The 13,272-nt window shown below is 37.6% G+C and carries 8 protein-coding genes; all 8 read left to right on the top strand.

Annotation, left to right across the window (positions count from 1 at the left end):
* Positions 1 to 219: 219 nt before the first annotated feature.
* The 8 genes from ACFIJQ_RS06460 to ACFIJQ_RS06425 all read left to right on the top strand — a co-directional run bounded on the left by ACFIJQ_RS06460 (position 220) and on the right by ACFIJQ_RS06425 (position 13,238).
* Positions 220 to 3,093 carry an autotransporter outer membrane beta-barrel domain-containing protein gene (locus ACFIJQ_RS06460; protein ID WP_375629207.1) on the top strand — a complete coding sequence of 958 codons (2,874 nt, stop codon included), beginning with the start codon at positions 220 to 222 and terminating at the stop codon, positions 3,091 to 3,093.
* 444 nt (positions 3,094 to 3,537) lie between these two features.
* Positions 3,538 to 6,843 (top strand): autotransporter outer membrane beta-barrel domain-containing protein, encoded by a 3,306-nt coding sequence (locus ACFIJQ_RS06455; protein WP_375629204.1) that lies wholly within the window; start codon positions 3,538 to 3,540, stop codon positions 6,841 to 6,843.
* Positions 6,844 to 7,120: 277 nt separating this feature from the next.
* Positions 7,121 to 7,381, top strand: a complete 261-nt coding sequence (locus ACFIJQ_RS06450; protein WP_273788241.1) for a hypothetical protein — start codon at positions 7,121 to 7,123, stop codon at positions 7,379 to 7,381.
* Between the two features lie 289 nt (positions 7,382 to 7,670).
* Entirely contained in the window at positions 7,671 to 7,853 is a 183-nt protein-coding gene (locus ACFIJQ_RS06445; protein ID WP_375629200.1) for a hypothetical protein, read from the top strand.
* A 106-nt stretch (positions 7,854 to 7,959) separates the two neighbouring features.
* Positions 7,960 to 8,265, top strand: a complete 306-nt coding sequence (locus tag ACFIJQ_RS06440) for a hypothetical protein (protein WP_375629197.1) — start codon at positions 7,960 to 7,962, stop codon at positions 8,263 to 8,265.
* A gap of 369 nt (positions 8,266 to 8,634) precedes the next feature.
* Positions 8,635 to 8,925, top strand: coding sequence for a hypothetical protein (locus tag ACFIJQ_RS06435; RefSeq protein WP_375629194.1), 291 nt, complete (start codon positions 8,635 to 8,637; stop codon positions 8,923 to 8,925).
* Between the two features lie 591 nt (positions 8,926 to 9,516).
* Positions 9,517 to 9,663, top strand: a complete 147-nt coding sequence (locus ACFIJQ_RS06430) for a hypothetical protein (protein ID WP_273788242.1) — start codon at positions 9,517 to 9,519, stop codon at positions 9,661 to 9,663.
* A gap of 332 nt (positions 9,664 to 9,995) precedes the next feature.
* Positions 9,996 to 13,238, top strand: coding sequence for an autotransporter outer membrane beta-barrel domain-containing protein (locus ACFIJQ_RS06425; RefSeq protein ID WP_375629190.1), 3,243 nt, complete (start codon positions 9,996 to 9,998; stop codon positions 13,236 to 13,238).
* The last annotated feature ends 34 nt before the right edge of the window (positions 13,239 to 13,272 follow it).

Below are 13,272 nucleotides of genomic sequence, written 5' to 3'. Positions count from 1 at the left end.
ATTTTTCTGTCGTTCTTCAGTTATATTTTTGCAATTTTTTTTGTAAAAGCAACAGATCTAGATTGTATTTTTGAGTAATTTTTTAATTCCATATTTACATAAAACACAAAAAATATTAATAGACTTCCTATCTTTAAACCAAAACGTATTAAATTTTCTGGTTAAATCTCTTGATACGTTATGCATTGCTCTATGATGGGGCAGAATTATGGTGTAATTATGGTAAATCTATTTAAAAATCGTTTCTCCTTATGTACTTTTACAACAGCATGTCTCTTTTTTGCACACAATGTTGATGTTTTTGCACACAATGCTGAATCTCAAGTTTCCTCTGAAAAAAAGCAGTCTTCATGTGATCAGAATGCAGCATTTTATCAATGTTCTGATGGTAGAGAGCATGAAATTAATAATAAAGTTTATTCACGAACGGATAAAAATATTAATAGTGTTTATGGAGCCATAGAGGCGTCTAAGAAAGGTACAACTATTCGTGGCAAGAATATAACTGTTAAGGGTATTTTGGATGAAAAGAATAATTCGGAAAAGAATTTTTGGAAATATGGAGTAAAGGCATCAGAACATGCGAACGTCTATCTGAGCGATTCTACGTTGAGTGGCGTTTTAGTGGGGGTGGAAGCTCAAGGTGGTTCCCTCACAATATCTGGTGGATCGATTGATGCAATTAAAGTGGGGGCTTTTGCCGGAGGAAAATCTCGAAGTTCAGTTTATTTAAGGAATACGCAAATTAGGCTAGGGAGTGTTGGGGTTAAAGCAGGAGAAAAAGGATATCTTATTTTAGAGGGGGGCTCTATTACCGGCAAGGGGAGTACTGGCAAGGATGATCAAGGGCTGGATACAGGTCGTCAAGCAGCTTTTCACATATCTGAAGATGGTTATGTTGAGTTTATGAAAGGGTCTGTTGATGTTACTGATGCTCATGGGCTTTTATTGCAGGGAGGTAACGCACCTCAGATTAATATTGGAGATTCCAATATTACAGTAAAAGGTAATGCATTTTATGGTATAAATTTTGAAGGTAAGGCAGCATCAAATGGTTCGTTAGAGAAAGAATTATCGCGTGTTGATTTGAGAAAAACGCGTTTTGTCGTTCCAGATAGCATAGCTCTTTACAGCAGTAAATCTGGAAAGTCTAAAATATTTTTAAAGGAAACAAAGCTTTTTGGAGATTTGTTGCTGAAGGCTGATAGTAACTCTTCTATAAAGGTTGTTGCTGATGCTTCTGCACTTGTCGGTCAAACTCAGGTTGATAATAGTTCTACAGCTGACCTTGAATTGAAAAATAATTCACAGTGGGTTTTATTACAACCAAGACATAAAAAATTAGAAGATCCTAATTATAGAGGTGTTTCGTTTATTTCATCGGTAGGTCTTTCTAATAGTTCTATTATTTTAAAAAAAACAAAGTCCAGTACTGATAATGCATATCAAACGCTTTATATTGGAAAAGGAACAGGTGTTGTTTATCAGGCTGGTAGAGGTTCTTGGGTTCATTTGAATGCATGTTTAAATCCTAGTGATACAAGTGGTAATCAGGTAACGGATCGGCTTCTCATTCATGGTGATGTTTCGGGAAAAACTATAGTCCATATACAAGGGGTTGCGAGGGGGGTAAAAGGAAAAAATGAAAAAGCGCACAGTGTTTCAATTATTCAAGTTTATGGAGATGCGTCGTATGACTCTTTTCAACTGAATGGGCAGTATGTTGCATTGGATGGCGCGCCTTATAAATATGTTCTTCGTTCTTATGGACCAAAAGCTACTGGAGAGGAGGAGCATGTTAAACAGAGATTTGCTTTGAATGGAGGAGCATTTTGGAATTTTCGTTTAGAAAATGAATATGTTCAAACATCTGATGTTTCTAAAAGTACTCCTATGGTTTCTAAACGTACACCTCCTGCACGTGCTTCTTTTGAGGATATTGTTCCAGAATCTTCTGAGGAGGTTGTTCCAGAATCTTCTGAGGAGGTTGTTCCAGCGCCTTCTGAGGAGGTTGTTCCAGAATCTTCTGAGGAGGTTGTTTCAGCGCCTTCTGCGGATGTTGTTCCAGCGCCTTCTGCGGATAGTCTTTCTAAAATTGAAAATGTTTCTCCGTCTCGACGAGGTGTAAGATCTGTTGTTCCTCAGGTACCAACTTATCTCCTTTTGCCAAATAGTTTGTTCCATGTAGGTTTGATAGATATTAGCAATCAAAACAAGCAGCTGGAGACAGCACGGACTAATTTGGGTGGAATGTTGGAAATTCGTGAAAATCCTGCTTCATTTTTGCGTGGCTATGGTGGGAGTTATCGTTATGTTTCAGATTTATCTGCGCTTGAATATGGTTATGGAGGGGATCTAGGGTACTATGCGCTAGAGACAGGTGTTTTGCTACAAACTGTTGAAAATGTTGACAGTACTATATCCTTTGGGGTTATGGGGTCTTATGGAAAGCTTTCTCTACAGCCTCAAGATGTTGCACAAAGCCAAAAAAGTACATTTGATAAATGGACTGCTACAGTATATGGCAGTATGCAGCATGATACAGGATTCTATGTTGATGGTCTTTTATCCTATGGTCTGTTTAAGGGAGATGTTCTGACAACTGTTCGGGGTAAGACTGCAACATTGAAGGGTAACCCTTTAAGTGTTTCCTTAATGGGTGGTCAGAAAATTGCCACAGGATATGAAGGTGTTGTTTTTGATCCACAGGTTCAGGTTGTTTATCAACATCTTCAATTTAATGCGGCTCGTGATATTGATAATTTTAATATTGAGATGGGTAAACTGGATCAATTGATGGTGCGTATGGGGGGGCGTTTGATGAAGACCCTGACTGCGTCTGAAAAAGATCGTGATGTTTCTTTCTATGGAAAGATTCATTTTGCCCATGATTTTGGCAAAGAAAGAGCTGTGCGCTTTAAAGATTCTTTCCAGTTAGGGGCTTTTGGTTCTTCTCTAGAGGCTGGATTAGGTCTTAATGCTCGCTTGTCTCAAAAAGTTGTGCTTCATGGTGATTTGGTTTATCAGCATAAGTTGAGCAAAGGTGGTTTTTCTGGGATCAGTTTTTCTGGTGGGTTGCGCTATCGTTTTTAGAATGATCATCTTGGGGTAAGTTGTTTAAAAAGCCACAAGCATAGCTTGTGGTTTTTTATTATTTGTTTGCAACTTTTAAAATAAGCTTTTTTAAAAAATGTTTTTTGCATGAGCAAGTTTGTTTCTTTTTAGAAACGAGATAAGGATTTCTGGTTTGCAGTTCTTGCTTCTTATGCTGTTTTTCTTCCTTTAGTGTATTTTTATTAAATTCTCTTTAAATCACCGCTTTGGGGTGGATTTTTTATTTTTATCTATATTTTTACGCGTTTTTATAAATAATACAATTTTAAATTGTGATATTTTGGGGTTCTGGCTTTACATAAAACATTTAGTGGATATATAAAATACAAAACGTATTTTAAATTATCACGCGTAACCAAAGTTATTAAACAGAACGCGTGTTTTTTTGTTTTTAGAGAAGGGGAAGAAAGTTTGTAAAAAATTATGCCTAAAAATCATCTCTCTTTATGTCGTTTTACAACGGTTATTTTTTTCATTGTATACAATGCTGATGCAGGTGAGATTCCCGCTGAGAAGAAGCCATATTCATGTAACGAAAGTGCCTCATTTTATCGCTGTAATGATGGTCAACCGCATGAAATTTCCAAGAAAACTTATCAACTTACGGGTGCAAGTTCTGATGCTGCCATAGAGGCATCAGGGGAAGATACAATTATTGAGGGAGAGGCTATAATCATTAACGGTGTTTCGAATGCAAATGGCCATTCAGAAACAAATGCTTGGACAACAGCTGTAAAGTCCTCAAATGGGGGAGGTGTTGCTCTATTTTATTCTATGTTAAATGATGTGTCGATAGGGGCTGATGTTAATGATGAGGGAGCTTTTGAGATGCAGGATGGGGTGATTAAAGCAACCAGAATGGGGATCAGTGTTGCTGGTAAAGGGTCGTTTGTTGCTTTGACCAAGACAGAGATTAAGACATCTTCTGATGCGATAGGTCTTTTGAGTTCTAATGGTGCAAAAATTTATATGAAAGGAGGGAAAATTAACTTTGCTGATGGTATTGGTGTTCAAACAGGAGGAGAAGGAGAAATTAATTTAGATGGTGTTTCTATTACTGGGAGGGGGAAACAGGGGATAAATACAGATAATCATCGTGAAGCTTCTGCTTTTAGTATGCTGCAGGGGAAAGGCTCTCTTAATTTCCAGAAGGGAAACGTTGATGTTAACAATGCTCATGGCATTGTATTGCAGGGGAATGATAATAATGATGCCCATATCAAATATTCCAATATTTTTGTGGAAGGGAATGCATTTAATGGCATGCGCTTTTTTTGGGAAGCTGTCTTAAATGATCAAAAAACAATTATACCTGGAAAAGGGTCTGTCCATTTGATAAAGACAACCGTTATGGCTCCAGAAAGTACGGCTATTTATAGCCGCCAATTCGAAACTTCTGTTAAACTCTCACAACATTCAAAAATTTCTGGAGATTCACTCCTTAAAGCTGTTGAGCATTCCAATGTAAAGATTGAGGCTGATGCTTCTACTCTTGTAGGAGTTGCACATGTTGATGAAAGTTCTGCAGCTAAGATAGAGTTAAAAAATGGTTCAAAGTGGATTTTATCGCGACCAAAAGTTGACAAATTTCACAACTCCGATGCTTCTGGTTCTAAGTTAGGGGACTATTCCTTCATTTCATCGGTCAATCTTACGGATAGTTCTCTTATTTTTGAAGAACTAAAATCCAAAACGACAGATGGTTATCAGACACTTCTTATCGGAAAAGGGGCAGGGACTGTCTATCGTGCACAAGGCGATGCGCGTCTTTATCTTAATGCATATTTGGATAAAGGAGGTGCTCTGCAAGAGCAAAAAACGGATAGGCTTTTAATTAATGGTGATCTTGAAGGAAAAACGACAGTCCATGTGTATAGTGTTCCTGGAAGCTCAGGGGCATTGACGGGAGATGGTGGTAATGATCAGGGGATTTCCATTATTCAGGTTTATGGAAAAGCCGCTGAAGATTCTTTTCAGTTAAATGGGGGGTATGTCACACTTGAAGCCTCTCCCTATCAGTATCATCTTAAGAGTTATGGTCCAAGCTCTGCTTTAGGGGCGGCAGATTCCAATCAAAGAGTGCTTAAAAATACTGAAACATTTTGGGATTTTCGCCTCGAAAGTCAATTTGTTGATTCTACTTCTCTCGATTCCACTAAAGTTTTTCCTGTTCTTGATTTGGTTGTCCCTCCTTCTTCTGACGATATTCCTTCTTTTCCTAAAATTCATCCTAATATGACTGGAGGTGAGGATGGTTCTATTGCTTCTAACTCTCAGCAAAAACCTCAGGAGCCAAGTCTTTCTTCTCCTGTAGATTCTCCTGATAGGGACTTTCATCTTACTACCACACCTAATGTACCTGATGTTGTTGTGCTTGAGATCCCCAATCCTCCTTCCTCTCTTGCACCTGTTGTTCCCGCTATTGCTGAATCTAAACCAGTTTCCCCAGTTTCATCTGGTCCTTCTGTTCCGCCGCCTGTTTCCCGCCCCACTTCTGTAGTTGTTGCCCCAGTTGCGTCTGGTTCACCTGTTCCACCGCCTGTTTCTCGCCCCACTTCTGTAGTTGTTGCCCCAGTTGCGTCTGCTTCACCTGTTCCGCCGCCTGTTTCTCGCCCCACTTCTGTTGTTGCCCCAGTTGCGTCTGGTTCACTTGTTCCGCCACCTGTTTCTCGCCCCACTTCTGTTGTTGCCCCAGTTTCATCTGGTTCACCTGTTCCGCCATCTGTTTTTGAGCCTTCTTCTCATTTTGAACCAAATGTGAGAGTCATTGTTCCACAGGTTCTGACTTATATTCTTGTGCCAAATACCTTATTTTATGCTGGATTGATGGATATCAGTAATCAAAACAAGCAGTTGCAAGCGCTGCGAACTGTTTCTGGTCGGTTGTTGAAAAATGACGAAAATTCCGCTTTGTTTTTGCGCGGTTACAGTGGACATCATCGTTATACTTCAAATTTATCTGCACTTAAATATGGTGATTATGGCGGTGAGCTTGATTATAATGCACTAGAGGCAAGTATTTTACTCAAGAAAATCGAAAGTGCATATAGTACGACATCCTTTGGAATTATGGGAAATTATGGCAAGCTTTCTTTGCAGCCTCGAAAGATTAAACAAAGTCAAGAAAGTATATTTGATAAATGGACAATCACAGCATATGGAAGCATGCAGCATGATACGGGTCTTTATATGGATGGTCTCTTCTCTTATGGCTTGTTTAATGGAAATGTTCTCACACTTGAGCGAGGTAAAACGGCTGCATTGAGAGGTAAGCCCCTAAGTGTTTCCTTAACTGCTGGTAAAACGTTTATGATAGGCAGCCGATATTTTATTTTTGAACCGCAGGTTCAGTTTGTTTATCAAAATCTCCAGTTTCATAAGACTCGTGATATTGATAATTTTAATATTGATATGCAAAGCCCAGATCATTGGGGAATGCGTATTGGTGGGTATTTAACGAAGGCACTTACATTTACTAAAGATGCACATGTCCTTTCATTCTATGGAAAGCTTCATTTCATTCGTAGTTTTGATGATAAACAATTTGTGTATTTTAAAGATGCCTTCCAGCTTGGTTCCTTTGGGTCTTCGTTAGAGGCTGGATTTGGTGTTTTTTCGCAACTATCTCCAAAAATTATTTTTCATAGTGATCTGATTTATCAGCATAAATTTACGAATTCCGGCTTTTCTGGAACGCATTTTTCTGGTGGATTAAGCTATCATTTTTAATTGTTATTTTCTTTAATACATCCTTTGTGAAAATTATAAGCACAAAACATAGTTTTATTGTATTATTTTTTCTGATTTCTGATTTTCATATATAATATAAAGAAAATTATGTGGATGACACATAATAAGAATAATCAGTGGATGAACTAGATGTGTCGTTTCGGTTTTTTATGAAGATAAAATAAAGAAAGTTTAGACTAAATTATAATTCAAGTATTAAAATGCCATGTGCGTGTTCTCTTTCGACCTCTATTTTTTCTTCGCGCACAATATAGATGTGAGTGCAGAAGATTATAAACCCTCATGTCATTCTCTTTTTAAATCGTATTCGTGTGATACAGTTGATGCTGCTTGTACTTTTGGAAGTAGTGGTAAGTTATATATGAGTGGATTGGATAGGAAAACTACAGATGTTATTTTTACAATACAATCCCATAACATAGTTATTTTGCTGAAAAAAAGTAAAAGGGAAAAAGGCGTTTCAGGAACTGGTGGAATTTTAGAATTAAATAGATTTGAGAAAATTAATCAGCAGTGATTGCGTCAAAAGGTAATAAAACTTCTTTTAAAAAAGAGTTCTATTACAGGAAATGGCGAAAAGAAAAGTGGTAGAAATGCCATGTTATCTCAATCTGTGTTTGGCGTGAAGCAGGGCGATTTTTTTCCTTTGATGAAGGTAAGATTTAGGTTTCTGATGTTCACGGTATAGCGGTTGAAAGTGCCGAGCCTGTTTTTAAGGAAAGATCATATGAGTTGCAGGATGGTCTTGTGTCTGAGATTTTTTTGAAAACACAGAGATCCTTCTTAAAGGACAAGGGGGTCACGGTTTGTATTTTAGAGGAGTTCCTTCGCAATATGAATATCAAGGGGGAGAGCTTCTTACAAGTTTAGGTGAATTTCGGTTTAAAAAGACTGTTCTTCACGTTCCCGATGATACGGCTATTTATAGTAACGATGCTAGGAGGTCTCCTTATATTACGATATTAGAGGGTTCGCGTATTTTTTGCTGATCGGTTATTAGATGTCAAAAATAATTCGTTTGTCGCACTTGATGCCTATGCGTCTTTTCTTGTAGGAGGAGCACATGTTGAGAAAGGTTCTTATGGTAGTGTTGCGTTGTTCAATCAATCTCAATGGACTGTAAGAGCAAATAAAAATGCGCTTAAAAATAATCATAAAAAAGTTCCATATTTTGTAGATTCATTTCTTTCCTTTTTAAGGCTTATTGATATTTCTATTTTTTTCAGAAAACCAAGAAATGATTTTTTTCAGACACTTCGTATTAGGAGATTGGATGATGATCATGGTTTAGATTATGCTTACGTTGCAGGAGGGGACGCGCGCTTATATGTTAATGCACATCTTGCTGTAAATGGTAAAAGCAAGAGAATAAAAGCTGATAAACTTCTTAATCTATGGTGATGTTTATGGAAAAACTAAGGTGCATATTGTCGATGGTTTAGTGGCTTCAAAAAGATAAAGAACCATAGCAAAGGTAAGCAAAAAGACGATAAAAAGATAGCCTCAGTGTTTCAATTGCTCAGGTTTATGGAAAGGCTGCGGAGGATCCCTTTAAACTGGCAACAGATTATGTTGCTTTAAGAGGAGCACTTTATCGATATAGTGTTTTCGTGCTAATGGTCCAAATTCTTCTCATAGATAGGTAAAAGGTGGGAATGGATCCGTTAAAGAGAAAAATATTGAGTATAATGGAAATTTTGGAATTATCGACTTGAAGTTGAATATGTTCAGAAACTTTCTCATCTGCGTCATATTCGGTTGGAAAATGATGTGTCTCGTTCTTTAAGCACTTATACTCATCATAATAATGTTTTCGCTGATCATGATGCTTTTGTTCTTTATTCTGAAGAGGGCGTTAAAGCGGTGGTCCCGCAAGTTTCAACATATCTGTCGATGCCCCATGCTTTGTTTCATATTGGTTTGATGGATATGAACAATCACAACAAACAGCTGGAAACATTGCGTATCGCTGCTGGGGCTTTAGGGGAAAATGGTAAAAAAATCCTGCACTTTTTGCGCGAGGTTACGGTGGAAGTTATCATTATGTTTTTGACCACCTGAGCTTCAATATGGCTATGGCGGAAATTTGAATTATAACGCTATAGAGGCAAGTGTCTTGCTCAATGCGATTGAGGATATACATCACACTTTGAGCTTTGGAATAATGGGGAATGATGGAAAAAATTCTCTAGAACCTCAAGATATTGAAGAAAGCAAAAAAGTACATTTGATAAATGGTCTATTACAGCATATAGCAGTATGCAGCATGACACAGGCTTTTATATAGATGTCCTTTTTTCCTATGGTTTATTTAAGGGGGATATTCTCACGAAAGCAAGAGGCAAGACAACAACATTGAAGAGGAACACCTTTGAGTGCTTCATTGATTGCGGGTAAGTCATTTATGACAGGACATAAAGGGGATAGTTCGTTTCTGCCTTTCTCTATTTTTTCATAAGCCTTTTTTTCATGACCCAAGTTCATGTCGTTAATTTAAATGTGTTCAGATTCTTCTGAACACTCATATTTGTTACAATTACAATTATAGTTAGGGGTTATTTTTGATCCGCAGGTTTAGGTTATTTATCAAAATGTGCGGTTTGATAAGGTGTCTGATATTGATGGTTTTAATATTGAAATGGAAAACTTGTTTTGTGGGGGATGCGTGTTGGTGGGTCTTTAAGAAAGATGCTTTCTGTTTCTGAAGAGGGGATTACTGTTTTTTTCAATGGCAAGCTTCATCTTGCCAATAGTTTTGGAGGAAAACAACGTGTACAGTTTGGAGATGAATTCCAATGAGAGGCTTTTGGTTTTTTTCTAGAAACTGGAGTTGGGTCGAATACTCAGTTGTCTTCACATTTTGCATTGCATGGAGATGTAACTTATCAACATTGTCTTAGCAAATTAGCAAAGATGGTTTTTCAGAGACCATTTTTTCAGGCGGGTTACATTATCATTTTTAGCTATACATAAACTATATAGTAACTTATATATAAGTATATATTGTTATATTAAGTATTAAAAGTAGCTCTTTAGTTTTATATTTATTGTATTTTAAGAAGTTTGTTAGTTTAAATATAGATATTATTCTTAAATGAATACAAATAAGGGAATAGGAGTCGGGAAGAGTTATGGTTTATGTATTTAAAAAACATGTATTTTTGTGCAACTTTACAACAGCTATTCTTTATTTTTTTCAGGTTACTTATGTTAATGCTGCAGGATCTTCAAGTGATGCAGGAGAAGCATTTTATAAATGCGATGATAGAAAAACACACTTTCTCGCAGATAAAGTTTATTACTTAAAAAATTCTCAGGAGGTTGCGCCTATTGCAGCTATATATGTAGAAAAAGATGGCACTGTTGTTAATGCCTCTCAGATAACAGTTTATGGCGATAATTCAGATAAAATATCTGCCTATGGGGCGTATGTAAGAAATGGTGGAAAACTTAATCTAACAGCTGCAGATTTCAAGGACATACCTGCTCTTCGTGCTCAAAATGCAGTTATTAGCATGACAGTAGGGGAAATTAAGGGTGCTTCACATGCTATTTATGCATGGGGGAGAGAAACGGATATTTCTTTAGAGAGTGTGAATATCGATATTGAGCCAGATAATTTGAATGTAAAAGGGATCGGTATTATGAGTGGTTTTGATGCAATGGTTAGAATGTCAGGAGGTACCGTTAATTTTAATAAGATTGGCTCATTTTCAACTCGGTTTGGGGGGCGCTATATTTTTGATACTATGTGTATTACGGGGCAAGGAAGGAGGGAGGAAGCTAGAACAGATGGTGATGGCGCTATGGGGGGATTGCCTGAAGCTTTTGAGGTTTTTCAAGGGGGTGATGTTTATTTGAAAAACGTTTTTATTCATCTTAATAATATGCATGCACTCGTGATTAAAAATTTTTCAGGTTATGTAGACGATAATGGCAAATTAATTCAGAAGTATGTTTCGTCAGATGGCTTTAAGAATACAAGTATTAAGATAGAAAAAAACGATATTTCTGTGAAAGGGGATGGAGCACATGGTCTGTATTTTAATGTTTTAGCTCCAGAAGAGATTGCTAAGATGGTTAGGCAACGAGATGATGAAAAAGTTTTAGAAACCCAAAAATTTCTCACGGGGAAGGCATTTGTTTATTTATCACAGACAAATATGACAGTTCTAGATGGTATTGCGATTTATGCGAAGGGGAATAGAGGCTATAGGGCTGAAGGTATTCTTGAATTATCTGATGAAACAAAGATTTCTGGTGATTTGTTGCTAAAAGCTAAAAATAACTCTTCTCTATTGGTGAAAGCAAGCGCTTCTTCTCTTACAGGAGGTACGCGTGTTGACGATAAATCAACTATTGATTTAGAGTTAACCCGTTATTCAACATGGTATCTTACTAAAAGTAAATACAATGGTTTACGGGAATCTGTTTCATCACTTTCTTCTCTAAGTCTTTCCAATAGTACACTGTTCTTTAATGATGAAGATATATCGAATGGTTATCAAACGCTACACATTGGAAAAAGGGCGGATATAGACGCAGGAGATAGAATTCTCGCATCAAAAGATAAAAAAGTTTACAGTGCTGAGGGAAATGCTCAGATTAAGTTGAGTGCATTTTTGAGTGATGAGGGTTTGTTTGATCCTCAAAAAACCGATCGTATATTGATTTCTGGTGATGTCTCGGGAACGACATTCGTTCATGTGCTAAATTTTCCAAAAGCTGCAAATAAAGAAGTCCATGATGGAAGAGATCAAAGCATTTCACTTATTCAAGTTGCTGGAACCGCGCAGGCAGGTTCTTTTCAACTCGCCAATGGTTATGATAGTTATACTACAGTGAAAGGTTTTCCTTATCAATATCGTATTCGTGGTTATGGTCCAAATTCGCCCTTTGGAAAAGCGGATGCTAGGCAAAGATTAGTGGAAGGTGAGGGGGATTTTTGGGATTTCCGTCTTGAAGGTATCTATATTTCTTCTAGAATAGGTACTTATAATGGTCCATTTATTAAACCGGCTTCGTTTTCATTGTCTCGTCCTTTAAATTCTCCGCCCCCCAATCCACTTCCTACGTCATTGACATCTGCCATACCTTCTTCTTCTACATCTTCTGATCCTGTTGATCCTCCACCTTCTCCCCCCAATCCACTTCCTACGTCATTGACATCTGCCACAGCTTCTTCTTCTACATCTTCTGATCCTGTTGATCCTCCCCCTTCGCCACCCGATCCACTTCCTACCTTGTTGATGTCTGACTCGCCTTCTGTTTTGGCACCTCCTTCATCTGCAGATTCTGTTTCTCCTGCTTCTGCTCCTATTGAACAAAAGCCTTCTACATCTTCTGACCCTGTTGAACCTTCATCCAATCTTCCTATGTCGCTTAATGTTCAGTCTAATCTCCAAATTAGAGCTGTTGTTCCTCAATTGCCAACTTATCTTCTTTTGCCAAATACCTTATTTCATGCTGGTTTAGTGGATATGACCACGCAAAATAAGACGGTAGAGACAATGCGGAATGCTTTTCATTCCTCTTGGAAGGATGATGAAAAGCCAGCCTTTTTTCTGCATGCTTATGGTGGTAGTCATCATTATGCTTCCAATTTATCTGCTTTTGAATATGGCTATGGAGCAGAACTCGATTATAGTGCATTGGAAGCAGGTGTTTTGTTAAACGAGACTGAGAGTTTATACAGTCGTACATTCTTTGGGGCTTTGGGGAACTATGGAAACTTCTCTCTAAACCCACAGGATGTTGAACAAAGCAAAAAAAGCGCATTTGATAAATGGTCTGTTGGAGCCTATGGAAGTTTACAGCATGATACGGGTTTTTATATCGATGGAGTATTATCGTATGGACTTTTTAAGGGAGATATTTTGACACTAGCACGGGGCAAGGTTGTAGCGTTAAAGGGTAAACAGTTTAGCGGTTCTTTAACAAGTGGCAGAACGTTTGCAACAGGGTATAAAGGTGTTATTTTTGATCCGCAGATTCAGGTTGTTTATCAGCGTCTTCAGTTTAATCCGGCACATGATGTTGATAATATTGATGTTGATTTAGGAAAATTTCATCAATGGGTGGGGCGTGTTGGTGGGCGTTTAAGCAAGACACTTAATGTTTCTGAAGAGGGACGTGTCGTTTCTTTTTATAGTAAGCTTTCTTATTTGCATAGTTTTGAAGATAAGCAATTTGTTTCTTTTAAAAACGATTTCCAATTAGGTTTTTTTGGTTCTTCTTTGGAAGCAGGGCTTGGTTTTAATGCGCGTCTTTCTTCAAAACTTTCTCTTTATGGAGATATAAATTATCAGCATAAACTGACAAAAGCAGGGTTTTCTGGAGCAAGTTTCTCTGCTGGTTTGCGCCACCTTTTTTGACAAAGTATGATATGTCATTTTATAAAAAAGGCAG

The sequence above is a fragment of the Bartonella sp. TT67HLJMS genome (assembly GCF_042193375.1).
GTDB classification, from domain to species: Bacteria; Pseudomonadota; Alphaproteobacteria; order Rhizobiales; family Rhizobiaceae; genus Bartonella; species Bartonella grahamii.
Note: the sequence above shows the minus strand (reverse complement) of the source record. Positions and strands in the feature narration are given on the sequence as shown.